This window comes from Curtobacterium sp. UNCCL17, from assembly GCF_000686685.1.
In the GTDB taxonomy this organism is placed as follows: Bacteria; Actinomycetota; Actinomycetes; order Actinomycetales; family Microbacteriaceae; genus Curtobacterium; species Curtobacterium flaccumfaciens.
The window spans coordinates 910516-935514 of the sequence record NZ_KK366000.1 but is presented as its reverse complement, the minus strand read 5'-3'; the positions used below and the strand labels follow the sequence as shown (position 1 = coordinate 935514).

Genomic DNA, 24999 nt, shown 5'->3' with positions numbered 1-24999 from the left:
GGCGCCCGTGCCGCCGGACAGCGACGCAGACGCAGCCGCTTCCGCTAGAAGTCGAACAGGTTCGCCCGGATGCCTCCGGCGCCGTACTCCCGTCGCAGGAGTCCACGGCGCCGGAGCACGGGCACCAGGTCGCCGAACATCCGGTGGATCTGCGCCGGGTGCAGGTCGCCCGAGAAGATGATCCCGTCGTTGTCGGCGTCGCTGCCGAGCTCCTCGATGAAGTCCGCGAACTCGTCGGCGGTCCCCACGAACCCCGAGCGTGACGCGATCCGCCCCTGCCGTGCCTTGCGGGCGAGCAGCTCCCGCAGCGGTGCGTCCGGGGTGTCCCCGAGCAGCCCGCGGATCGTACCGGCCGAGACGTGCTCACCGAAGGTCCCCTCGGGCACCGGGGCGTCCAGGTCGAGCGCGAGCAGGTCGGTCTCGGAGTCGCTCGACCACGCGATCGCCGCCGCACGCAGGGCGTCGTCGGTGGGGTGCTCGGACGCCGCGACGATGCGGTCGGCCTCCTCCGGTGAGGACACGATGACGGGCTTGAGCACGAACAGGATCCGCAGGTCCGCGGTGGACCGCCCTGCCGCCTCGGCTGCCGCGATCACCCGGGCGCGGTAGTCCGTCACCGCGGCGGCGGACAGCGGCGCGAGCGCGAGCTGCACGTCCGAGTGGGTCCCGGCGAACGCGAGCCCTCGGCCCGAGCCACCGGGGGAGACCACCACGGGGTCCGACGCCAGCGGCAGGGCATTCAGCGGACCGTCGGCGGTGAAGTGGGTGCCCTCGTGGTGGAACGCGTCGAGGGCGTCGCCGTCCGCGAAGTGCCACGAGTCCGGTGCGCCGACGTACGCGTCGCCCCACGAGTGCCAGAGCCGACGGAGCAGGGTGATCCACTCCTCGGCGCGGTCGTACGCCTGGTCGTGCGGCAGCGGCGGCAGGCCGGCGTGGCGTGCGCTGCCGACGTCGGTGACGACGTTGATGCCCAGTCGGTCCGAGGACAGGTGCGCCAGGGTGGCGAACTGCCGTGCCGCCAGGTACGGCGGGGTGATGCCCGCGTTGACGGTCGGGGCGATGCCGATGTGCGACGTCGCTGCGAACAGGTACGGGGCGAGCAGCAGCGGGTCGTGCTTCGGGCCGCCGTACGCCTGCCGGATGCGCAGGTCGAGGGTCGCGGGGGAGCCGAGCGAGACGGCGTCCTCGGCGATGACCAGGTCCATGCCGGCCTGCTCGAGCGTCCGGACGGACTGCTGGTACAGGTCCGGCTTCGTCCAGTCGTGGCCCCAGTCCCAGTCGGACCGGCCCCAGGCCTGCGGGCCGAAGCCGCGGGAGAAGAAGTACCCGAAGTGCTGCAGCTCGGCCATTCAGCGCTCCTGCCGGTCGAGTGCCGGCCCACCGGCGGCCGTGCGCCGCGCGTCCGACGCTCCACGTGCCTCCAGGCCGCCGGCGGTGTCTGCGGACCGCACCGCGGCGAACCCGCGTTCCAGGTCGCGGAGCAGGTCCGCGACGTCCTCGATGCCGACCGACAGGCGGATCAGGCCGTCGCTGATGCCCTGCTCGGCGCGCTCCTCCGGCGTGCGGCCGGCGTGCGTGGTGGTGGCCGGGTGCAGGATCAGCGAGCGGACGTCGCCCAGGTGGGTCATCCGGCTGAACAGCTGCACGGCGTCGATGAACGCCCGCGCGGCGGCTTCGCCACCGGCGAGCGTGAAGGCGAAGACGGACCCGGCTCCGCGGGGCAGGTAGCGCTGGGCGAGGTCGTGGAACGGGCTGGAGGCCAGGCCTGCGTGGTCGACGCTCGTCACCTCCGGCTGCTGGTCCAGCCAGGACGCGACGGCCAGCGCGTTCGCGCAGTGGCGTTCCACCCGCAGCGACAGCGTCTCGATGCCCTGGCGGAGCAGGAACGCGTTGAACGGGGACGGCGCCGGACCGATGCGTGCGGCGACGACGTCGCGGGCGAACACGGCGAACGCCCGGTTGCCGTACCGCTCGGCGTAGCTCTCGCCGCCGAGGGACCGCTCGGGGCTGGTCAGGTGCGTCCAGCGCTCGGGGGCGGCGGTCCAGTCGAACCGGCCGCCGTCCACGACCACGCCGCCGAGTCCGGCTCCGTGGCCGGACAGGAACTTCGACGCCGAGTGCACGACGATGTCCGCGCCGTGCTCGACCGGGCGCACCAGGTACGGCGTGGCGAGGGTGTTGTCGACGATCAGCGGGACGCCGGCGCGGTGTGCGGTCTCGGCGACGCCGGTGATGTCGAGGACGTCGTTCTTCGGGTTCGGGATGGTCTCGGCGAAGAACGCCTTCGTGTTCGGTCGGACCGCAGCGGCCCAGGCATCGAGGTCGCGGGCGTCGGTGACGAAGTCGACCTCGATGCCGAGCCGGCCGAGGTTCTGCAGCAGCAGGCCGCGCGTGCCCTCGTAGATGCTCCGTGCGCTGACGACGTGGTCGCCGGCCTGCAGCAGGCCGAGGAACGCCACGGTCGCCGCCGCCTGACCGCTGCCGACCAGGATCGCCTGGACACCGCGTTCGAGCAGCGCCACGCGACGCTCGACGTCGGCGTTCGTGGGGTTGCCGAGGCGCGTGTAGGTGTAGCCGTCGTCGGTGTCGGCGAAGCGGTCACGGGCCTGGTCGAAGTCGTCGAACAGGAACCCGGAGGACATGTGGATCGCGGGGACCCGGGCGCCGTGCCCGGCATCGGGCACGAAGCCGCCGTGTACCTGCTCGGTCGCGAAGCCGTGGTCGTCGGTCGCCATGGGACACCTCCGGGGGTCGTCTGGCGGTAGCCTCGCAGCCCCTCGGCGCGGACAGGCGATTGCGGCCCCCGGTTACGCGAGCGCAGCCTCAGACGAGCGCGCGGACCCCGGTGACGACGGTGTCCCAGACCTGGAGCAGTGGCTCGCGCGCCAGCCACACCGCGACGGCGTTCACGGCGACGAACAGCACGAACCACAGGGACGCCGGCACCCGCATCTCGGCCGCGGCGATGTGGAAGTCGGTCTGCACCCGGGCGCCGGTGACGAGCCAGCGGCCGACCTGCACCACCGAGCGCAGGCCGTCGACGACGAAGAAGGCCCCGACGGCGGCGATCACCAGGACGGTCGCCTCGGACGGGCGGACGGCCACCCACAGGGCGAGCGCGTCGAAGCCGAGGACGACGAGGAGGCCGAACCAGTTCCGGACGAACGCCAACGCGACGAGCCCGATGACCGCGAGCACCACCACGGGCAGCCAGCGGGAGCCGTGCAGCACCCCGGTCACCAGGAGCACCCCCGCCCACAGGGGTGCGCTGTACCCGGCGTACAGGTTCAGGATCCGGACGAGCCACCGGATGCCGCCGGGCACCCGGCCGAGCTGGACCCAGGCCTCGCCGGACCCGTCCGGGTGCAGCTCGATCCGCTGGATCCGCCCGCCGAACGGCACGACGACGATCGCGTGCCCGACCTCGTGGGCGATGGTCGCGGCGATGCGGGCCACCCGGCCGACGAACGGCACGAACGGCAGGACGGCGCCGACGAGGAGCGCGACGAAGACGAGGGGCGGGGCTGCGGTGGTCAAGTGACCAGCATCGCAGCCCCGCCCAGGAAGACCCTGCGGGACCGGCGTCAGGGGAGCCCGGGCGTCGTCAGCACCACCGTGACCAGGACCACGGTGCCGGTGATCGCCAGGGCGGTGAGGAAGGCGAGGAACACCGTCAGGCGGTTCACGCGTCGGCGCCCGGCTATTCGACCGTCACCGACTTCGCCAGGTTCCGGGGCTTGTCGACATCGCACCCGAGCTGCAGGGCCAGTTCCCGCGCGAGCATCTGCAGCGGCACGACGGCCTCGAGCGGACCCCACGGCGCGGTCATCGCACCCCAGGCCAGGTCGCCGGTGCCACGGCGTCCGAGCGCGGGGATGTCCGCCGACTCGCCGCCGATCGTGATGACGAAGCCACCGCGGGCCCGGACCTCGGCGATCGCCGACTGGATCTTCGGCTCACCGTGGTCGATGACGACCACCGGGGTGCCGTCGTCCACCAGGGCGAGCGGCCCGTGCTTGAGTTCGCCGGCGGGGTACGCCTCGGCCCAGCGGTAGCTGAGCTCCTTGAGCTTCAGGGCCCCCTCGGCGGCGTACGGCAGCCCGGCACCGCGGCCGAGGAACAGGAAGCCCGTGGCCTCCTTGACGCTCGACACCAGCAGCGGCATCCGCTCGGCGGACACCCGCGCGGCGTGTTCGATCCGTGCGGGCAGGTCGAGCAGCTCGTCGACGAGCACCTGGGCGCGCGACGGTTCGATGCGGCCGGACGCCACCATCGCGGAGATCATCGCCGCGACGCCGACGACGACCTGCGCCGTGAACGTCTTCGTGGCCGCGACCCCGATCTCCGGGCCGGCGTGGCAGTCCAGCACGGCGTCGGCCCGTCGGGCGAGCGAGGAGTGCATGTTGTTGGTCAGCGCGAGCACCGGGTGGCGGTCCTCGAACCGGTCCAGGGCGCGGAGTACGTCGGCCGTCTCACCGGACTGGCTGATCGCGACGACCAGGGTGCCCGGACCGAGCACGGCCTGGTCGGCCTCGCTCGCGACGACGATGTCGGTCGGCACACCACCGATCCCGCGCAGGGCGGTCGCGATCACCTGGCCCGCGTTCAGCGAGGTGCCGCAGGCGACGATCGCCAGCCGGTGGAAGCCTGCCAGGCCGAGGCCCACCCACATGCTGCCGTCGGCGGTGCGGCGGGTCACCCGGTCCAGGATCGTCGCGACGACGTCGGCCTGCTCGCCGATCTCCTTCGCCATGTGGTCGGTGTGGTCGCCGAGGTCGAGCGCGGCGGCGGCGAACGGGGACGGCGTCGGGAACGGCACGGGAACCGTGATGCCGTCGGACGACCAGGTCCAGGCCTCACCGAGCTCGACGACGTCGCCGTCGCGCAGCGCCACGAACGTCTCGCACCACTCGGCGATCGCGCCGATGTCGCTCGCCACGAAGTCGCCGCGGCCGGAGCGGGCGACGACGAGCGGCGAACGGTCCGCCGCCACGACCATGCGGCCGTCCCGGGCGTCCAGGACCACGATCGCCCACGAGCCCTCGAGCTGCGCCGTCGCGATCTGCACCGCGAGCATCAGGTCCGGGTCGACCGCCAACGCCCGCTCGACCAGGTGCGCGATGACCTCGGAGTCGACGTCGGACCGGAAGCGGTGGCCCTGCGCCTCGAGCGTCTGGCGCAGCCGGTCCGCGTTCTCGACGATGCCGTTGTGCACGATCGAGATCCGGCCGGTGCAGTCGGCGTGCGGGTGCGCGTTCGCCTCGCGCACGGCACCGTGCGTGGCCCAGCGGGTGTGGCCGATGCCGACGCCGGTGAGCGCGTCACCGGAGCGTGCAGCGACGAGCGTGCGCAGGTCGCCGACGCGGGAGACCGAGCGGATCGTCTCGGTGCGGCCGACGGCCGTCCGGACGGCGATGCCGGCGGAGTCGTACCCGCGGTACTCGAGTCGTTCGAGTCCGTCGAGCAGGTAGGGGGTCGCGTCGTCAGACACGCGGGCCGCGATGATGCCGCACATCGGCTGTCCCTTCGGGGGAACGAGGGTGGGTGGAACGGGGAGGTGGGACTGGTGCGGCACCGACCGCCGTCGGGTCTGCCGCGCGTCCGGGGCCTCCCGGCCCGGGAACCGACGCCCGTCCTCGGATCAGGCGAGGACGGACGTCGGTGTCGTTGGGCCGAGGGGTTCGGGTACCGGACGGGGTACCGCGGGCTGGCCCCCGGGGGAGGGGCACGGCGGTCGGTGCAGGAGAAGCCTCACCCGCCGCCGACCACACGGCAACACCCGTCGGACGCTCTTGCGGTTCCCCGCGTGCGGGGGCACACCGCGCTGCGGTCGCGTGCGGACTCCCGCAACCGCCGTCGCACCACGCGAGCGACGACGGACGGGAGGCCCGGTACCAGCTGGTACCGGGCCTCCCGCGCGGTCTTCGCTCTGAGCGACGCGCCAGCGGCGCGCGGACCCAGCGCCGGGCGAGCCTGCGAGCCCGGTTGGATGTGCGTCTCCTACGTGAGGAGCGCGACCAGGTGCGATCGCGACCGCGCGCCGACCTTGCGGTAGATCTGCGTGAGCCGCAGCTCCACCGTGCGCTGCGACATGAACAGCGACGAGGCGATCTCGCGGTTGCGGTACCCCTCGGTGACCTTCTGCACCACCGCACGCTCCTCGGCGGTCAGTGACGTGAGCACCGCCGACGCGTCGGGGGCGCTGCGCGGCGTCCCCGGGAACGCCGGCGAGAGCACGGGTCCGGACCGGATCGACGACGAGCCCGTGCCGAACTGCGGCATCGCCGCAGCCGGCGCCGGCGTCACCAGCGGTCGACGCAGGCCCGCCGCCTCGTACGCCGCTGCGGCCGCCGCACCGAGGCGCGGACGCTCCGCCGGGTTGCCGACCGCGGCCAGCGCCGCGAACGTGCGAGCGCGCTCGTACTGCGAGTCGTGCGGCTGGAACAGCTCCAGCGCACGGCGACGAGCCGTCTCGCGGGTGGTGTCGTCGGCGACGAGCGCGAGGCTCCGCGCCAGCACGAGGGCACCCCAGCGCCCGGGACGGGCATGGTGGTCAGCCGCCAGGCGGGCCGTGATCGTCCGCGCGTCGTCGGTCCGTCCGAGACGCACGTACGCCTCGACCAGGTCGCCGAGGTGCCGGAGCACCGCGGGGTTCCGGAGCGACCGACCGATGGCGTCGGCGGCCTCGAGCGCGGTGGCTGCCTCGTCGAGGCGGCCGTCGAGCAGCAGGACCTTGCCGCGGAGCGCGTGCAGCTTCGCCGTCGCACCCCAGAGCCGACTCGTCGATCGGTGCTCGAGGCACCGGTCCACGACGTCGAGCGCCTCGGCGGAACGGCCCTCGGCGAAGTGCCGCCACGCGACGGCGATCGCCCGGGAGGGCTCACGCAACCGCTCGGCGACGGACGAACCGGACTCCCACACGTCGATCGCGCGGAGCGCCTGCCGGAAGTTGCCGGAGCGCACCTCGTTCTCGGACGTCAGGTAGCGGGCCGCCTCGGTCCACACCGCCGCGGTCTCCTGCCCCCGGGCGAGCACGAGTGCGAACACCCGTCGCGCGCTCCGGTAGCGCTCGCCGATGCTCAGCGCGTGGGCGAGGAGCAGCAGAGCCGGGTCCGACATCGCCACGAGCTCCGAGGTCGCGAGCCCGTCGTGCAGCTCGGTGTCGGGCGGCAGCACGCCGTCCACGGCGGCGATGAGCTCCCGCGCGGTCGTCGCGATCTCGAGGGTGTGCGCGGACGCCGAACCCTCGAGCGGTTCGATCCGGTGCAGCAGGTCCTTGGCCTGGTCGAGCTCCCACGCCTCGGCACGGAAGCACGCCACCATGGCCATCAGCCCGGCGACCGCGTCCACCTCGGCCGGGTCGGTCGCGTCGACGGGGACGAGCAGCTCGTCCGCGTGCACGGCGTCACCGCTGAGGTACTCGGCCGAGTACTGCAGCCGGAGCCGGCGGACCTCGTTCGGCGTCGTCCGGAACGGACGGAGCGCCGCGAGGTACCGCGCAGCGAAGCCGAGCAGGCGCTTGCCGAGCATGGCCTCCGCGACCCCGAGGAGCGCGACGTGCTCGTCCTCGGTCCCGCCACCGATGTGCAGGGCACGCTCGGTCAGCGCGATCGCGGCGTGCACGTTGCCGTCCACGACGTACGACCGTGCGGCCTGGAGCAGTGCGACCACGTCGGGGACGCCGTCGACGAAGCTCCGGTGCCACGCGGCCGACCGCGGGTCGGTCTCCGCGCTCGCCGTGGCCAGCTCGGCGTGTGCCGCACGACGGTCACGGGCGGGCATCCGCCAGTAGAGCGCGGAACGGACCAGCGGGTGCCGGACGGTGACGCTCTGCCCGCGGACGGTCGCGAGACCGGCCCCGACCAGGTCGTCCAGCTCGTCGCGGTCCCACGCCGTGGTCTTCGCGACGGGCACCAGGGCGAGCTTCGCGAGGACGTCCAGATCGCGTCCCCCGGCGGGCCCGAGTGCGAGCGCCGCGATGGCCTCGGTCGTCGGAGTGGGTCGGAGCGGGAGCACGATCGGCTCCGCGCCGGTGAGCTGCTCCCGGGTGAGCACCGCGAGCTGTTCACGGAGCGCGCCGGGGTTGCCACCGGTCTCCTCGGCGAGGACGGCGAGGACACCGTCGTTCGCCTCGGCCGGTGCCATGGCCCGGGCGAGGACCAGGGCCTCGTCCGACGGCAGCGGTTCGATGCGCAGGATCGGCAGGGCCGCGAGCGGACCGTCCGACGGCACCGAGCGGACCGTCGCCACGACGCGCAGGGCGGTGCCCGCGAGTCGTCCGGCGAGGAACGCGATGAGTTCCTGGCTCTCCGTGTCCATCCGGTCGAGGTCGTCGATGAGGACGAGCGTCGGCGGGAGGGTCAGTGCGTGCACGGCGTCGAGGAAGTCGTGCGCCGCCGCCAGTCCGGCCGTCACGGCCGCTGCGGTCCCGCCGGCCTGCAGCAGGTGGGCGATGTGTGCGGTCGCTCGGGGGTCGTCGAGCGCGGTGAACAGGGAGGTCACCCCGGCCAGTGGCCAGCGGGATTCACTCCCGTTGACACCGACCCGGACGACGGGGAGGGAAACGCGGTTCGAGACCGCGTCGAGGACGCTGCTGCGTCCGGAACCAGGGTCGCCGACCACGACCATCGCGGACTCCCGTGGGAGCACTGCGAGGGTCGCGATCCGGTCGACCTCGAGACGTCGACCGGTGAGTGCCATGACTCACCGGCCTCCGGATCCGGAGGCGGATGCTGCGAGGAGGGCGTCGGCGAACACGGGGGGCGCTGCGACGGGGCGCACGGAGGCGGACCGGACTGCTGCACGGCGGGTGACCGTGGCGGAGTGCGGACGAGCGGCGGCGACTGAGCGCGCGCCGGAACTGTCGTGGATTGGATGCGGTCGACGAGTGTGGGTGCACTCGGTTCCGCTCGGGAACGATGATGTCATCGTCTGTATCACCCCTCGGGTTAGGGTCTTCGGACGAACACGACCGGTCTGTTCCGCCGTCCGGATCTAGGGAATCCGAGAGCATCACGTGACCTGCCGTCTGGAGCACGATAACTCAGGTACCGGCTCGCCGAGCGGACTCCGGTGAGCAGATGTCCAGAACGGTGCCCCCAGTACGGGGGGCCACGAGGGGGGCGTGGCAACCGCCCTCTGCACCCCGATCCGGGTCCGCCGGACGGAACCGGGGTACAGGTCTGTCCGGACCTCGTTCGTCGTCGCAGGTGTAGCACGGACGGGATGTCCAACGCCGAACCGACCGACGCCCGCCTCGATGACCGCACCCGGTGGCGGGCCTTCGCCGTCTGCGTGGCGGTCGCGGCCCTGACGATCCTCGACCTGTCCAAGGTGAACGTCGGGCTGCCCTCGATCGAGCAGTCCCTCGGGGCCACCAGCTCGTCGCTCCAGCTCATCGTGGCGGGGTACGCGCTGGCGTTCGGCCTCGCCCTCGTGCCCGCCGGTCGGCTCGGCGACCTGAAGAGCCGGCGCGTCATGTTCATCGTGGGCCTCAGCGCGTTCACCGGATCGAGCCTGCTGTGCGCCGTCGCCCCGAACATCGAGGTGCTGATCGTCACCCGGATCCTGCAGGGCTTCGCCGCCGGGATCCAGATGCCCCAGGTCATCGGACTGGTGCAGCAGCTGTTCCGCGGACCGGAGCGGGGCCGCGCGTTCGGGCTGTTCGGGGCGATGATCGGCATCTCCACCGCGCTCGGGCCGACCATCGGCGGTGGCCTCATCGCGATCGGCGGCGAGGAGTCCGGCTGGCGGCTGCTGTTCTGGATGAACGTGCCCCTCGGGATCGCCGCACTGCTCTTCGCCGTCCGCCTGCTGCCGAAGGGTGCCCAGGGGAAGGCGCAGGACCGCGAACTGGACGTCGTCGGCATCCTGCTGCTCGGTGCCGCCATCATCACCCTGATGCTGCCGTTCGTGCTGACCAGTGGCGGCGGTGGTTCCGCGAGCCGCTGGTTCTGGCTCGTCGGCTTCGCGGTGTTCCTCGTGCTGTTCGTGCTCTGGGAGCAGCGGTTCAAGCGGCAGGGCAAGTCGCCCGTGGTGCACTTCGAGCTGTTCCGGCTGTCGTCGTACCGCAACGGGTTGTCGATCGTGGCCGTCTACTTCGCGGCCCTGCCGGCGTCGTTCCTCATGGTCACGCTGTACCTGCAGGAGGGCCTCGGGCTGTCGCCGTTGTTCGCCGGCATGGTGAGCATCCCCTTCGCCGCGACGAGTGCCGTGGGCTCCTACATCGGCGGACGGATCGTGGACCGGGTCGGGCGGGCGCTGGTGGTCGCCGGGCTCGGGATGGTCGTCGTCGGCTTCCTGCTGCTCATGGTCGCCGCCGTCGCCACCCCGCCGGAGGTCACCCCGTGGGCGATGGCCGGCGCGTTCCTGGTGGGCGGACTCGGTGGCGGGTTCGTGGTGTCGCCGAACCAGACCCTGACCCTGGCCGAGATCCCCGTCGAGCAGTCCGGGGTGGCGGGGTCGATGCAACAGCTCGGCCAGCGCGTCGGCACGGCGATCGGCACCGCGGTCGCGACCAGCATCTTCTACGGCATCGTGCGGAGCGAGGCGGCGGGGTCGGGATCCGGCGGGTCGGGCGGGCGTCTCGACGCGTACCACGACGCGTTCCGCAGCGGCACGACGTTCACGGTGTCGCTGATGGCACTGGCGCTCGTGCTGGCCGGTGCGGACCTGGTGGCGCGTCGGCGGGCGGCGCGGCGGTCCGACGGGGAGTCCGAGCGCCCTGGCTCGGCTGCGGGGTCCGCCGAGCAGAGCGAGGCGTCGGGGTCCGCCGAGCGGGGTGGTCGGCGCGCCGACCGGTCCTAGGAGTCGCGGCGGATGACCTCGACCACGGCATCGTGCACCAGGCCGTTCGAGGCGAGGGCGCTGCCGTGCCACGCCCCGGGGTCGCCGTCGAGCGAGGTGAAGCGGCCGCCGGCCTCTTCGACGATGGGGACGAGGGCCGCGATGTCCCACGGCTTCAGGTCCGGTTCGCCGGCGACGTCGAGGACGCCCTCGGCCACCATCATGTACGACCACATGTCGCCGTAGGCCCGGGTGCGCCAGACCCGGCGCGACAGGTCGACGAGCGGCTCGAGGCGGTCGTCGTCGTCCCACTGCTGGATGCTGTTGTAGCTCAGGCTCGCGTCGGCGAGCTCGGACACCCCGGAGACCCGGAGTGGTCCGTCCAGCGAGAACGCTCCGGAGCCCTCGGCCGCCCACCAGCGCTTGCCGAGGGCGGGCGCACTGACGACGCCGAGCACCGGGCGGCCGTCGACCGCGAGCGCGATGAGGGTCGCCCACACCGGGACGCCGCGCAGGTAGTTGGCGGTGCCGTCGATCGGGTCGACCACCCACTGGCGGTGCCCTTCGCTGACGGCCTCGGCCCCGGTGTCCGCCGTCGTCTCCTCGCCGAGGAACGCGTCGTCCGGTCGCTCGGCGGCGAGCCGCTCGCGCAGGGCCCGTTCGACGGCCTGGTCGGCGTCGGTGACGTGCGTGCTGTCGGCCTTCTTCGTCACGTGCAGGTCGGCGGCACGGAAGCGCTCGAGGCTGATCGCGTCGGCGGTGTCGGCGAGGGAGCGGGCGAAGTCCAGGTCGGCGCTGAGGTCCACGTCGCCCAACCTACCGTCGCTACGCGGCGACGACCTCTTCTTCCTCGAGCCGGGTGACCTCGCGCTCGCGGGCGATGCGGGTCCGGCGGGCGACGAGTCCGTGCACGACGACGCAGAGCAGGAGCGCGGCGGCCAGCCAGAGGGCGAGCACGAGCGACGACCGGCCGAGGGAGGCGTCCGGGAAGTACTGCAGGTCCTGTGCGGCCTGCAGCCATGCGGCACCGCTCCAGAAGGTGTGCAGGGCGGCGAAGAACCCGGGCTGGAACGCCGGCTGGAAGATCCCGCCGGACGAGGTGAAGTTCAGCATCACGAACAGCATCGTGAGGATCGGGGTGGTCCACCGGCCGAGCACGGGGTGCAGCCCGACGCCGAGCGCGACGATGATCGCGTCGTAGAGCCAGGCGAACAGGAACACCTGCCAGTGGTGGGTGGTGATGACGCCGTAGATCGGTCCGGCGACGATCACGCCGATGCCGGCGACGACCCCTGCGGTGGCGAGCCCGATGACCGCGGTCCACACGGCGCGGAGCTTCGTCGCGACCGAGGCCACGGCGATCGCGGACGCGTACCCGCCGACGCTCAGGGCCACGAGCAGGAAGAACAGCCCCTGGCCGGTGGTGTCCTGGTCGCCCGTGGGTACGACGTCGACGACCCGGAACGGCACGTGCTGGTCGTAGGCGATCGGCAGGAACACCTTCTGCGCGGCGCTCGCGGTCGTCTCCGACGCGGCGGTCGAGACGTAGAGCGTGGCACCCGTCGCCGTCGGCGCGTACACGGCGGCGAGGTCGCGGTCGCGCACCTGCTGCTCGGCCGCCTTCGTCGAGGCGACGACGTGGGCCACGAGGGCCCCGTCGGACTGGTCGGTCACTGTCTGGGCGAACACCTGGGTGGCCGCACCCTGGCCGACGATGCCGACGGGCAGTTCCTGCGGCGCCGGGGCGTGGAAGGCACCGAGGTAGGCCAGGCCCATGCCGGCGGCCAGGAACAGCGGCACGAGGATGTGCGAGGCGAACGTCAGCAGCACACGACCGAGGCCGGCGGGGCGCAGGACGCTGTCGGACCGCTGCGGCTTCGGGGCTCGTGGGGACTTGTGGGTGGGGGAGTGGTGCGCGTGCGACGTCGTCGTCGTGCTCGGGGACGGGGCGTCGACAGCGGGGGTCGGCGCAAAGTTGTACTTTGCAACTTCAGACACGACCGCAACTGTACAACCCCGGTGCGCGCTTGTCGACGCCGGCCCGGTGTCGAGGCGTCGTCCGGCGCGAGGTTGCACACTCAGTGCGAGGCGCGCGAGCCCGCACGGAGTGCACAACCTCGCACCGTTCGTGTGCTCCTCGCACGGTGCGAGGTCTGCACGGTGCGAGGGGTGCGGAGACCGCGCGCCGGTGCGAGAGGGCGTTGGAACCGGGGAACCGGAGTGGTCACGACTCACCGCGCGCCGGCGCTCGTGTGGTCACGAACTGTCGGGTACCGCGTCGCCAGTCGACAGTTCGTGACCGCTCGACGCACACACGGCGGGGTGTCGTGACCAGCCGCCGACCAGCCGCCGACCAGCGCCGACCAGCGCCGGCCAGCGCCAGCCGCACCGCCGCGCGCTACTCGGAACCGGGGTCGGACGCACCCATCCCGGTCAGCAGCGCCCGGAACGAGTCGAGCCGCTCGACGCCGGTGGGCCCCAGCTCCCCGTCCTGCACCCGGTCGACGATCTCCCAGTCGTGCGCCTGCGCCAGCGGGATGCCGTCCCGCGCGGGCAGAACCGGCACGGCGTGCGACGCGAACGCCCGGAACACGTTCGCGGGGTCGACGTGCCCCAGGCCGAACGACCGCACACCCGGCGTGTCGATGATCCACCCGCCGTCGCGGACCCGCAGCGCGATCGACGACGACGACGTGTGCCGCCCGCGACCGGTCACGGAGTTCACGACGCCGATCGCGCGCGTCGACCCGGTCAGGGCGTTCACCAGGGTCGACTTGCCCACACCGGAGTGCCCGACGGTCACGGTCACCTTGTCGTCGAGCAGCTCGTGCAGCGCCTCGAACGGGACGTCGTCCGATCGGCTCGTCACGATCCGAAGGTCGAGGCACGCGAAGTGCGCCAGGAACGCAGCGGGGTCGGCGAGGTCGGTCTTCGTGATGCAGAGGATCGGGTCGAGACCGGCGTCGAACGCGGCCACCAGGTACCGGTCGATCAGGCGGGTGCGCGGCTCGGGGTCGGCGGCGGCCACCACGATGAGCATCTGGTCGGCGTTCGCCACGATGACGCGCTCGACCTCGTCGGAGTCGTCGGCACTCCGTCGCAGCAGTGTGGTGCGCTCGGCGACCTTCACGATGCGTGCCAGCGAGCCCGGGTCGCCGGAGACGTCCCCGACGAGCGACACGTGGTCGCCCGTGACGACGGACTTCTTGCCGAGCTCTCGGGCCTTCGTCGCGGTGATGACGTGGTCGTCGATCAGCACGCCGAACCGCCCGCGGTCGACGTTGGTCACCCAGCCGACCGGGGCGTCGTCGTACGTCGGACGGGTCTTCGTGCGCGGTCGGTTGCCCTTCGGGTTGGGGCGCACCCGCACGCTCGACTCGTCGTACTGCCCGTACGGCTCGTCCGCGTCGGAGTCGTCACCGTCGGTGTCGTCCCACCAGCTCATGCGTCAGTCCCCACTCACCGGTGCAGCGGCTCCCGAGGACGCCACGAGCGCCGCCCACAGCTCCGGGAACTGCGGCAGCGTCTTCGCGGTCGACCCGATGTCGTCGACGGCGACGCCGTCGACGACGAGGCCCACGATCGCCCCCGCGGTCGCCATCCGGTGGTCGTCGTACGCGCCCCAGGCGCTGCCGTGGAGCGGCGCCGGCTCGATCCGCAGGCCGTCGTCGAGTTCGTGCACCGCGCCTCCAGACCGGTTGAGGTCCGCCGCCAGCGCGGCCAGGCGGTCCGTCTCGTGCCCCCGCAGGTGACCGATGCCGGTGATCTCGCTCGGGCCGTCCGCCAGCGCGGCCAGCGCGACGAGCGCCGGGGCGAGTTCGCCGCCGCGGCTCAGGTCGAGTTCGAGACCCGGCAAGGAGGCCCCACCCCGGATCCCGACGCCGCCGTCGACGACCAGGTCGTCACCGTCACGAGCCACGCTCGCCCCCCACAGCGGCAGGAGGGTCTCGAGGTCGGCACCGACCTGCGTCGTCTCGGCGGGCCAGGTGCGGATGCGCACCGTGCCGCCGGCGACGAGCGCGGCGACGGCGAACGGCGCCGCGTTCGACAGGTCGGGCTCGATCGTGACGTCACGCGCGCCGATCGGGCCCGGGTGCACGACCCACTCGCCGACCGATGGCTCGTCGACGCGGACGCCGCGGGCACGGAGCGCCGCGACGGTCATCTCGATGTGCGGCATGCTCGGCAGGCGTTCGCCCACGTGGGTGAGGTGCAGGCCCTCGTCGAAGCGGGGTGCTGACAGCAGCAGCCCGGAGACGAACTGCGAGGACGCCGAGGCGTCGACCGTCAGGGCCCCACCGCGGACCGAGCCGGTGCCGGTGAACGAGAACGGCATCGAACCGCCGCCGTCGTCCGTGACGTCCACACCGAGGTCCACCAGTCCCTGCACGATGGCGTGCATGGGCCGCTTGCGGGCGTAGGGGTCGCCGTCGACCGTGACGGGCCCGACGGCCAGGGCGGCGAGCGGCGGCAGGAAGCGCATCACGGTGCCGGCCAGCCCGCAGTCCAGGCGGACGTCGCCGTGCATCGGGGCGGGCGTGATCCGGAGGTCCGGGCCGTAGGGGTTCGGAGCGGTGCCGGCCGCCGGCTCGAGCTCCTCGATGCCGACGCCGAGCGCACGGAGGCCCGCGATCATCAGCGCCGAGTCACGGGAGTGCAGCGGGAGCCGGATCGTCGAGGGGCCGTCCGCGAGGGCCGCGAGCACGAGCTCCCGGTTCGTCAGCGACTTCGACCCGGGCAGCGCGACGTCGCCGCGCAGCGGACCCCCTGCGACCGGGGCGATCCAGGGGTCGGCGGGCTGGGCCCCGCTGTGGGAATGCGTCGTGTCTGCCATCGGTTCACCAGGGTACTGAACGCACCGGGAGGATCAGTGGCGACAGCAACACTCGCACGAGAGCGGACCGGCACGGCAACCGTGCTGACCGCGGTGCCGACGACGCTCGGCGCGCTCGGCCTAGACTTGGCGGCGATGACGACCGACGAACCGCAGGCAGCTCCGCACCACCTGGTCGACGAGACCGAGGTGCAGCTCGACGCCGTCGAAGAGGAGCACGAAGCCCTCGACGACGCCGCAGACGAGCCGGTGGACGCGAAGACCGTCTCCGAGGGGGAGCTGCGGTCCCTGTTCGAGGACCAGGCGCTGCCCTTCATGGACCAGCTCTACGGTGCGGCCATGCGGATGACCCGCAACCCGGCCGACGCGTCGGACCTGGTGCAGGAGACGTTCGTCAAGGCCTTCGCCGCGTTCCGCCAGTTCAAGCAGGGCACGAACCTGAAGGCCTGGCTGTACCGGATCCTCACGAACACGTTCATCAACACGTACCGCAAGAACCAGCGGAACCCGTACCAGGGCACCATCGACGAGCTCGAGGACTGGCAGCTCGGCGGCGCGGAGAGCGTCACCCAGTCGATCTCCGCCCGGTCCGCCGAGGCCGACGCGATCGACCACCTGCCGTCCTCGGCCGTGAAGGACGCACTGCAGGCCATCCCGGAGGACTTCCGGATGGCCGTGTACTTCGCCGATGTCGAAGGCTTCTCGTACCAGGAGATCGCCGACATCATGAAGACCCCAGTGGGGACGGTCATGAGCCGCCTCCACCGTGGCCGCCGGCTCCTCCGTGGGCTCCTGGCGGACCACGCCCGTGAGACCGGCATCGTCCCGGACGCAGCGTCGACGGCGACGATGCGTGGACGGGGACGAGGCGCGGCACAGACGACGAAGGCAACCGCGGCCACGGGTCGCACCGGACGGAAGGACGCACGATGAGCGGCTGCGACTGCTCGAAGGCGAAGGCCGAGCTCGAGGAGTTCCTGCACGACGAGCTCCGCCACGAGGACGCCGCGGACATCCGCGAGCACATGGACGGGTGCGAGGACTGCCAGACCGAGCACCGCGTCGGCGTCGTGCTCATGGAGACCGTCCGTCGCGCCTGCAAGGAGACCGCTCCCGACCAGCTGCGCAGCGAGATCCTCGCGCGCATCCGGGTGGAGCAGGCGACGCACTGACGGCACGGTTTCGTCGAACGGCCGGGCGTCAGCGTCCTGCCTGGAACGACCGTGTGATCGCGGCAGCGTCGAGGACGCGCTCGTGCACCCGGACCGTGTCCACGTCGCCGGTGTAGACGTAGTCGCCGGCGTTCGGCCAACCGGCCAGTGTCTGGCGTGCTGCCCGCCAGTGACCCGAGTACTGCCGCAGGGTGACGGCGTCGGACCGGGTGCCCTGCAGCTCGCCGTCGACCCAGAGCGCCATCGAGCGCGCCTGGAAGGTGGCGACCGCGTGGTGCCAGGCTCCGTCGGTGACCGTGGAGGCCGACCCGAGCGTGAACTTGAACTGCGACCCGGAGCCCTCGACGCCGAAGCGCAGGACTCCGTCGGCGCCGATGTAGAGGTGCCGGTCACGGTACTGGGACGCCGCCGAGCGGTCCGAGCCGAAGCCGAACACCCGCCCACCGTCGGTGTCCTTGGTGCGGAACCAGACCTCGATCGTGAAGGCGTTCGGTGCGTCGACCGCGGTGTCGGTGACCGCCCACCCCTCGGCCCCGTCCTCGGTCCAGAACGTCGCGTAGGGGTTCGTCGCGCAGTCCGCGTCGACCCGGGCGGCAGCGGCGGGCGTGAAGGCCCCGTCGGCGCCGGACCCGCTCGAGTCGACGACCCGTGGGCCGCTCTTCTCGGCGAAGTCCCACGCCAGTGACGTACCGGGTACGGGCTGGTGGAAGCACCCGAAGCCGCCGGTGCCGAGCGCCGAGGCGGTCCCCGTCGAGCCGCTGAACCCGGCGCCCGCGCCCGCTCCGGCGAGCAGGGTGAGGGTGATGGCCGCTGCCGTGAACGCCGCGACGGGCACGGTGGACGACGACACGGCGGTGATGGTGACCGTGCCGGGCTCCGCGACGACGGGCGAGTGGAGGTCCCGGCGCGGCGTGCCGCAGGTCCGGCAGGGGCGACCGGCGGTGATGTCCCGGTCGGCCCGCCCGGCGAGGACGAGCACGGCGGCGACGACGCCGGCCAGCAGCAGGGACGTCCAGTCGCCCCCGCGGATCCAGACGCCCGGCAGCCCGATCCACGGGAACCGCAGCACCCCGACACCGAGGACCGCCGCGGGTTCGACGGCCGTGCGGTCGGCCGTCGGGTTCGCGTCCCCGCGCAGACGCAGTGCACCGTCCGGTTCGATGCGCTCGAGCCGGTGCAGCCGGAGACGATCCCGGTGGTCCGGGTCCTCGACGAGCAGCACCCGTCCGGCTTCGAGGTCGTCCGGATCGACGGGCATCGCGGCGACGACGTCCCCGGTCCGGATGCCGGGGGCCATCGAGTCGGAGACGACCGTCGTGACGTGCCACCCGAACGCCGCGGGGAGCGACGCCCACAGTGCGAGCAGCAGCACCGACCAGCGGACCGTCCGCGCCGCGACCGCGAGGAGCAGCCGGGGCAGGTCGCCGACGCAGCGGACGTGACGGCGGGTGGCGACGTTCGGCATCGGCTGCTCCTCGGGTCGGGCGGGTCGGGCGGGACGGGCGGGTCGGGTGGGACGGATCGGGACGGGGATCAGTCGGTCTGCGCTTCCCACACGAACGAGGTGCCGGCCTCGGACGACTGCACGGTGTTCGGGGCACCCTCGCTCAGGTCGTAGCTGACGCGGTAGGTCGTGCTCGCCGTACCCGTCGCCGGCTTCCACGCGTCGACGCCGGTGCCGAAGGACTCGGACTCCATGAGGCCGGCGAGCGTGCCGTCGTGCACGGTCGTCGTCGTGGTGAACGTGCTGCAGTCGTCGGGGGTGCCGAGGCTGCCGCGCTCGACCGTCAGGCCGACGTGCTCGGCGAGCGCGTCGTCGTCGGCCGCGTCGGCGGTGAAGAGCTTCACGGTCGAGGCGTTGGTGGTGTTCGCCGTCACGGTGATGCAGTTCGATCCGGCGGACCCGGGCACCAGGTCGTCGACGTCGAACATCGCGACGCCCTGGTCGTCGTCGGTGAGGGAGACGGCACCGGTGCGCCAGCTGTTCGCGGCGTTGTCGGTGCTGCTCGAGAAGGCGGCGTACGAGGCCGTGGCGATGAGTGCGCCACTGGCGACGACGGCGAGCGGGAAGGCGATCCAGGCGGCGGTGCGGCCGTGGCGGGAGGTGATGTGCATGGCTGTCCTGTCGGTCGGTTCACCCGGCGGGTGATATGACAGCAGCGTATATGAATATCAGTTGTTATGGAAGCCCGTCGCAACACGACCGACGGCCCGGGTAGGTTGGCCGACATGACCCTCTCCGTCGAGTCGACCACCACCTGGTCCGACACGGACGTCGCCGACGTCGCCGCCCTCGTCCGCCTGCTCGGTCACGACGTCGACGACGCGTCGATGCGCGCCCGCCTCGACCGGCTCACTCCCGAAGCCGGGCACCGCACCTGGGTGGTCCGGGGGGACGACGGACGGGTCGTCGCCGTCGCCGGCGCGCAGGTCACGTGGGCGTACGCCAGCGACGAGCCGACGGCGCAGCTGCTGCTGCTGGTCGTCGACGACACGGCCAGGAGGCTCGGCACCGGTTCGGCGCTCATCGGCACGTTCGAAGCATGGGCGGTCGAGCAGGGCGCGCGTCGCCTCAGTGCCGTCAGTGCGGCCGCGACGGACAGCGCGCACCGCTTCTACCAGAAGCGCGGGTATCACGACGCCGGGGTGCGGTACACGAAGATCGCGTAGCGCCGCCGCTTCCCGGCGAACATCGAAGCGCCCCGTGCCGGAGTCCCTCGGACTCCCGCACGGGGCGCTTCCTCGTGGCTAGGCCGACGCGCTCAACGCGGTGCTGATGACCTCGGCGGCCTCTTGTGCGGAGCGCTTCGAGGAACCCGTGGCCGGTGCGGCACTCGCCGAGCGGGCCGCCACGGACAACGGGCGGCCGCCCAGGTGCGGCGACAGGTTCATGCAGACGAACGGCCAGGCGCCCTGGTTCTCCGGCTCTTCCTGCGCCCACACGACGTCGGCGTCCGGGTAGCCCGCCAGCACCTCGAGCAGGCGGTCGAGGGGGAGCGGGGCGAGCTGCTCGAGCCGGACGAGTGCGACGTCGGTGATGCCGCGCTTGTCGACCTCGGCACGCAGGTCGTGGTGCACCTTGCCGGAGTGCAGCACGACGCGGCGCACGGCACCCTTGTCGGTGATCCGCGCGTCGTCGAGCACGGGCTCGAACGTTCCGGTCGTGAAGTCCTCGACCGCGCTCGTCGCCTGACGGAGCCGGAGCATCGCCTTCGGGGAGAACACGACGAGCGGCTTCTGCGGCCGGGCCCACGCCTGACGGCGGAGCAGGTGGAAGTACGACGCCGGGGTCGACGGGCGCGCGACGATCATGTTGTCCTCGGCGCACAGCTGCAGGTAGCGCTCGATGCGTGCCGACGAGTGGTCCGGCCCCTGGCCCTCGTACCCGTGCGGCAGCAGGAGGACGAGGCCGGAGCGCTGACCCCACTTCTGCTCGGCGGACGAGATGAACTCGTCGATGACGATCTGGGCGCCGTTCGCGAAGTCGCCGAACTGTGCCTCCCAGAGCACGAGGGACTCGGGGCGCTCCACCGAGTAGCCGTACTCGAACGCCATCGCCGCGTACTCGCTCAGCAGCGAGTCGTACACGTAGAACCGGGCCTGGTCCTCGGTGAGGTTCGACAGCGGCAGCCATTCCTGGCCGTTCACCCGGTCGTGGAACACCGACTGGCGCTGGACGAACGTGCCGCGTCGGGCGTCCTGCCCGGCGAGGCGGACGGGCTTGCCCTCGACCAGGATCGACCCGATCGCCATGAGCTCGGCCATCGCCCAGTCGATGCCACCGTTGCGCGTCATCTCGGTGCGCTTGGTCAGCAGCTGCTGCAGCTTCGGGTGGATGGAGAACCCGGCGGGCGGGTTGCTGTGTGCGTCACCGATCGCCCGGACGAGCTCTTCGGACACGGCGGTCTCGTGCACCTCGACCTCGGAGTCGTCGCGCTGCGCGGCCGGGCGTTCGAGCCCCTGCACCGCGCCGTCGTCGTCGACCTCGATCACCGGGATGGTGCCGGTCTGCGCCTCGTGCGTCTCGGCGAAGGCGCGTTCCAGGCGGTCCTGGAAGTCGCGGTGCGCCTCGTCGTACTCCTCTTGCGTGATGTCACCGCGGCCGACGAGGGCCTCGGTGTACAGCGTGCGGACGGAGCGCTTCGCCTCGATGAGGTTGTACATCAGGGGCTGCGTCATCGAGGGGTCGTCGCCCTCGTTGTGCCCACGACGGCGGTAGCAGATCAGGTCGATCACGACGTCGCGGTGGAACTCCTCGCGGTACGCGAAGGCGAGTTCGGCGACGCGGGCGACGGCCTCGGGGTCGTCACCGTTCACGTGGAAGATCGGTGCCTGGATCGTCTTCGCGACGTCGGTGGAGTACACCGAGCTGCGCGCAGACTCGGGCGGGGTGGTGAACCCGACCTGGTTGTTGATGACGAGGTGGACCGTGCCGCCGGTGCGGTAGCCACGGAGCTGCGACATCTGCAGCGTCTCGACGACCACACCCTGACCGGCCATCGCCGCGTCGCCGTGCACGAGCACGGGGAGCACACCGAAGCTGCCGGGGGCCTCGCGGTCCTGCTTGGCGCGGACGATGCCCTCGAGCACGCCGTCGACGGCTTCGAGGTGGGACGGGTTCGCGGCGATCGTCACCGGGATGCTCGAGCCGTCGGACGTGCGGAACACGCCCTCGGTGCCGACGTGGTACTTCACGTCGCCGGAGCCCTGACCGGACACCGTGCCCGGCAGCGAGGACCCCTCGAACTCACGGAAGATCTGCCCGTAGGTCTTGCCGGCGATGTTCGTCAGCACGTTCAGGCGGCCACGGTGGGCCATGCCGATCGCGACCTCGGCCAGTCCGGCTCCGGCGGCGTGCTGGATCAGGGTGTCGAGGAAGGCGATGGTGGACTCGCCGCCCTCGAGCGAGAAGCGCTTCTGGCCGACGTACTTGGTCTGCAGGAAGGTCTCGAACGCCTCGGCCTCGTTGAGCTTGCCGAGGACCCGGAGCTGCTCTTCCTTCGAGGGCTTCGAGTACGGCACCTCGATGCGCTCCTGCACCCAGCGACGCTGTTCCGGGTCCTGGATGTGCATGTACTCGATGCCGACCGTGCGGCAGTAAGCGTCGCGCAGGATCCCGAGGACGTCGCGCAGTGGTGCCGAGGTGGTGCCGGCGAGCCCACCGGTGACGAACTCGCGGTCGAGGTCCCAGAAGGTCAGCCCGTGGCTCTCGATCTCGAGGTCGGGGTGCGTGCGCTGGCGGTACTCGAGCGGGTCGATGTCGGCCATCAGGTGTCCACGGACGCGGTAGCTGTTGATGAGCTCCTGCACGCGCGCGGTCTTGTTCACCCGGTGTGCCAGGTCGACGTTGATGTCGTTCGCCCACTGGATCGGCTTGTAGGGGATCCGGAGCGCCGCGAAGATGCCGTCGTAGAAGCCGTGCTCGCCGATGAGGCGCTCGTGCACGTGCTTGAGGTACTCGCCCGAACCGGCGCCCTGGATGACGCGGTGGTCGTAGGTGCTCGTCAGGGTGATGGTCTTGCCGATGCCGAGCTCGATCAGGGTCTTCGACGCCGAACCCTGGAACTGCGCCGGGTACTCGAGGGCGCCGGCGCCGATGATCGAGCCCTGCCCCTTCGTCAGACGCGGGACCGAGTGCACGGTGCCGATGCCGCCCGGGTTGGTGAGCGAGATCGTCGTGCCCTGGAAGTCCGCCGGGGTGAGCTTGTTGTCGCGGGCACGCTTGACGAGGTCTTCGTAGGCGGAGAGGAACTGCCCGAACGTCAGGGTCTCCGCACGCTTGATGCTCGGCACCAGGAGCGAGCGGGTGCCGTCCTTCTTCGGGACGTCGATCGCGATGCCGAGGTTCACGTGCGCCGGGGCGACGACGAACGGCTTGCCGTCGCGCTCCTCGTAGAAGACGTTCTGGCTCGGGAAGTCCTTGATCGCCTGCACCATCGCCCACCCGATCAGGTGCGTGAAGGAGATCTTGCCGCCGCGGGCGCGTCGCAGGTGGTTGTTGATGACGATCCGGTTGTCGATCATCAGCTTCGCCGGGATGGTCCGGACGCTCGTGGCGGTCGGGACCGTCAGCGAGGCGTCCATGTTCGACGCCAGCGTCTTCGCCATGCCCCGGAGCGGGGTCGCCACGTCCTCGTGGGTCTCCTCGTGGTCGTCGGCGGCGTCGTTCGCCTCGGCCGGGATCGGCTGCGGTGCCGGCTGGCGCGAGGTGGTCTTCGCCTGGATCGGGCCCGACTTCGCCTCGCCCGGGGTGTCCCCGGTGGCCGGCTGCTGCGTCGAGGACTGCTGCTGGGTCGGCGCCTGCTGTGCCGGTGCCTGCGGTGCGGGGGCCCCCGCCGGAGCCGGAGCGTCAGCGACCTGCGTGCGGTGGTAGCTCTCGAGGACCGGCCACCAGGACTTGTCGACCGACTCCTTGTCCGCGACGAACTGCTCGTAGAGCTCGTCGACGAGCCACTCGTTCGCCCCGAATTCGCCCGCGGTCTCGTCCGTTCCGGTCAGATGGCTCGACACAGCCGATCGCCCACTCTCCGTCGATAGATGCTCGTGTGTGTCGTGCGGAGCAACCCTGCGCCGCACAGGTGCCAAGCCTAGCCGCTCCGACATGTCCGTTCCGTGTCAGCCGCGGCGCGAGTCGGCAGCCCCCGAGCACCCGGTCGGGGCCCTGACGGGAGCCGTACAGTGGAGCGCATGAGGTTCTACGAGACGCGGCCGACGCACGACCTGACCTACTCCGACGTCTTCCTCGTCCCGAGCCGTTCCGGCGTGACGAGCCGCTTCGACGTCGACCTCGCGGCGAACGACGGTAGCGGTGCCACGATCCCGATCGTCAGCGCCAACATGAACTCCGTCACCGGCCCCCGGCTCGCCGCCACCCTGGCCCGCCGCGGTGGTCTGGGAGTGCTGCCGCAGGACATGCACCTGCAGGACCTCGACGCCGCGATCCGCTGGGTGAAGGACCAGCCGGTCGACTTCGACACCGCCTACGACATGGGCGCGCAGACCACCGTCGCCGAGGCCCTCGAGCAGCTCCTGCCGGTGGCCGGCCGTGGTGTGGTCATCCGCGACGCCGACGGGGAGTACCTGGGCTGCGTGCCCGCGACCCGCCTCGGCACCGCCGGCCCCGACGCCGTCCTCGGCGACCTGCTGCACGGCGCCTCGACCGCGATCGACGCCGAGGACGCCGGTACGCCCCGCCACGTGTACGACGTGCTCGCGGCCGCCGAGGTCGACTTCGCGCCGGTGGTGCGGCACGGCCGGGTCGTCGGCACCACGAGCCAGACGAGCGCGATCCGCTCCGACATCTACACGCCCGCCGTCGACGGTTCCGGCCGGCTCCGGGTCGCCGCCGCGCTCGGCATCAACGGCGACGTCGCAGCCAAGGCGAAGGCGCTGGCCGCCGCGGGCGTGGACGTCCTGGTCCTCGACACCGCGCACGGACACCAGGACGGCATGCTCCACGCACTCCGCACGGTCGCGTCCCTGCAGCTCGGCATCCCGCTCGTCGCCGGCAACGTCGTCACCGCCGACGCCGTCGCGCACCTGGTCGGGGCGGGAGCGGACATCATCAAGGTCGGCGTCGGCCCTGGTGCCATGTGCACCACCCGCATGATGACGGCCGTCGGTCGTCCACAGTTCTCCGCCGTGCTCGAGACCGCGGCGGCGGCCCGCTCGCTCGGCGCGCACGTCTGGGCGGACGGCGGGGTGCGCTACCCGCGCGACGTCGCCCTCGCGCTGGCAGCGGGGGCGTCCGCCGTGATGATCGGCTCGTGGTTCGCCGGCACGCTCGAGGCCCCCGGCGTCCTGCGTCGCGACGCCGCGGGCAAGGCGTACAAGGAGAGCTGGGGCATGGCCTCGGCCAAGGCCGTGCGCGAGCGGTTCGAGCGGCTCGACCCGTACGAGCGGGCCCGCAAGGCGCTCTTCGCCGAGGGGATCTCGTCGTCGACGATCTACCTCGACCCGGAGCGCCCGAGCGTCGAGGACCTGCTCGACATGATCACCACCGGCGTCCGCAGCTCCGCCACCTACGCGGGCGCGTCGTCCCTCGCCGAGTTCTCCGAGCGAGCGCTGGTCGGCATCCAGTCCGCCGCCGGGTACGAGGAGGGCAAGCCCCTGCCCGTCAGCTGGTAGCGCGGACGGGGCGCGCGTCGCCCTGGTCGCGACCACGAACGGACGGGAGGCCCGTGGCGGTGTCGCCACGGGCCTCCCGTC

At 72.2% G+C, this 24999-nt stretch carries 17 protein-coding genes; 5 read left to right on the top strand and 12 right to left on the bottom strand.

The features are described 5' to 3' along the window. Window positions 1–44 precede the first annotated feature (44 nt). The 5 genes from BR70_RS0109285 to BR70_RS0109260 all read right to left on the bottom strand — a co-directional run bounded on the left by BR70_RS0109285 (window position 45) and on the right by BR70_RS0109260 (window position 8700). Window positions 45–1349, bottom strand: a complete 1305-nt coding sequence (locus BR70_RS0109285; RefSeq protein WP_027465846.1) for an LLM class flavin-dependent oxidoreductase — start codon at window positions 1347–1349, stop codon at window positions 45–47. Then, window positions 1350–2735, bottom strand: coding sequence for an O-acetylhomoserine aminocarboxypropyltransferase/cysteine synthase family protein (locus BR70_RS0109280; RefSeq protein ID WP_027465845.1), 1386 nt, complete (start codon window positions 2733–2735; stop codon window positions 1350–1352). Between the two features lie 88 nt (window positions 2736–2823). Beyond that, entirely contained in the window at window positions 2824–3537 is a 714-nt protein-coding gene (locus BR70_RS22285) for a M50 family metallopeptidase (RefSeq protein WP_051596757.1), read from the bottom strand. Between the two features lie 163 nt (window positions 3538–3700). After that, window positions 3701–5515 carry a glutamine--fructose-6-phosphate transaminase (isomerizing) gene (gene glmS / locus BR70_RS0109265; protein ID WP_027465844.1) on the bottom strand — a complete coding sequence of 605 codons (1815 nt, stop codon included), beginning with the start codon at window positions 5513–5515 and terminating at the stop codon, window positions 3701–3703. A 485-nt stretch (window positions 5516–6000) separates the two neighbouring features. Continuing rightward, the gene (locus BR70_RS0109260; protein WP_027465843.1) at window positions 6001–8700 is read right to left on the bottom strand and encodes a helix-turn-helix transcriptional regulator; all 2700 of its coding nucleotides are present in this window, start codon (window positions 8698–8700) and stop codon (window positions 6001–6003) included. A gap of 525 nt (window positions 8701–9225) precedes the next feature. On the opposite strand from BR70_RS0109260, the gene BR70_RS20275 reads away from it, so the two are divergent. Then, window positions 9226–10806, top strand: coding sequence for an MFS transporter (locus BR70_RS20275; protein ID WP_051596756.1), 1581 nt, complete (start codon window positions 9226–9228; stop codon window positions 10804–10806). On the opposite strand, the gene hisN is transcribed toward BR70_RS20275, so the two are convergent. The 4 genes from hisN to aroA all read right to left on the bottom strand — a co-directional run bounded on the left by hisN (window position 10803) and on the right by aroA (window position 15619). Next, a complete protein-coding gene (gene hisN / locus BR70_RS0109250; RefSeq protein WP_027465842.1) occupies window positions 10803–11591 on the bottom strand; it encodes a histidinol-phosphatase in 789 nt (262 codons plus the stop codon). The two genes, BR70_RS20275 and hisN, sit on opposite strands and share 4 nt — an antisense overlap. Before the next feature lie 19 nt (window positions 11592–11610). After that, window positions 11611–12783, bottom strand: a complete 1173-nt coding sequence (locus BR70_RS20270; protein WP_146245672.1) for an ABC-2 transporter permease — start codon at window positions 12781–12783, stop codon at window positions 11611–11613. A 400-nt stretch (window positions 12784–13183) separates the two neighbouring features. Then, window positions 13184–14230 carry a ribosome small subunit-dependent GTPase A gene (gene rsgA / locus BR70_RS0109240; RefSeq protein WP_027465841.1) on the bottom strand — a complete coding sequence of 349 codons (1047 nt, stop codon included), beginning with the start codon at window positions 14228–14230 and terminating at the stop codon, window positions 13184–13186. A 3-nt stretch (window positions 14231–14233) separates the two neighbouring features. Further along, window positions 14234–15619, bottom strand: a complete 1386-nt coding sequence (aroA, locus tag BR70_RS0109235) for a 3-phosphoshikimate 1-carboxyvinyltransferase (RefSeq protein WP_027465840.1) — start codon at window positions 15617–15619, stop codon at window positions 14234–14236. An 81-nt stretch (window positions 15620–15700) separates the two neighbouring features. Between aroA and BR70_RS0109230 the strand changes: the two genes are divergently transcribed. Both BR70_RS0109230 and BR70_RS0109225 read left to right on the top strand, forming a co-directional pair. After that, window positions 15701–16552 carry a sigma-70 family RNA polymerase sigma factor gene (locus tag BR70_RS0109230; RefSeq protein WP_027465839.1) on the top strand — a complete coding sequence of 284 codons (852 nt, stop codon included), beginning with the start codon at window positions 15701–15703 and terminating at the stop codon, window positions 16550–16552. Then, window positions 16549–16791 carry a zf-HC2 domain-containing protein gene (locus BR70_RS0109225; RefSeq protein ID WP_027465838.1) on the top strand — a complete coding sequence of 81 codons (243 nt, stop codon included), beginning with the start codon at window positions 16549–16551 and terminating at the stop codon, window positions 16789–16791. Before BR70_RS0109230 ends, BR70_RS0109225 begins: the two co-directional genes overlap by 4 nt. 28 nt (window positions 16792–16819) lie before the next feature. Here BR70_RS0109225 and BR70_RS0109220 read toward each other — a convergent pair whose 3' ends face one another. Next, window positions 16820–18256: a LamG-like jellyroll fold domain-containing protein gene (locus BR70_RS0109220; protein ID WP_027465837.1), complete on the bottom strand. Its 1437-nt coding sequence runs from the start codon at window positions 18254–18256 to the stop codon at window positions 16820–16822. A gap of 68 nt (window positions 18257–18324) precedes the next feature. After that, on the bottom strand, window positions 18325–18906 hold the full coding sequence (locus BR70_RS0109215; RefSeq protein WP_027465836.1) for a hypothetical protein: 582 nt from the start codon (window positions 18904–18906) through the stop codon (window positions 18325–18327). Window positions 18907–19020: 114 nt separating this feature from the next. Here BR70_RS0109215 and BR70_RS0109210 point away from each other — a divergent pair, with 114 nt between their 5' ends. Further along, complete coding sequence (locus tag BR70_RS0109210) at window positions 19021–19461, top strand: GNAT family N-acetyltransferase (protein ID WP_027465835.1); 441 nt, start codon at window positions 19021–19023, stop codon at window positions 19459–19461. Between the two features lie 78 nt (window positions 19462–19539). Here BR70_RS0109210 and BR70_RS0109205 read toward each other — a convergent pair whose 3' ends face one another. Further along, a complete protein-coding gene (locus BR70_RS0109205; RefSeq protein WP_027465834.1) occupies window positions 19540–23301 on the bottom strand; it encodes a multifunctional oxoglutarate decarboxylase/oxoglutarate dehydrogenase thiamine pyrophosphate-binding subunit/dihydrolipoyllysine-residue succinyltransferase subunit in 3762 nt (1253 codons plus the stop codon). 177 nt (window positions 23302–23478) lie between these two features. On the opposite strand from BR70_RS0109205, the gene BR70_RS0109200 reads away from it, so the two are divergent. Next, window positions 23479–24918, top strand: a complete 1440-nt coding sequence (locus BR70_RS0109200) for a GMP reductase (protein ID WP_027465833.1) — start codon at window positions 23479–23481, stop codon at window positions 24916–24918. Window positions 24919–24999: the final 81 nt, after the last annotated feature.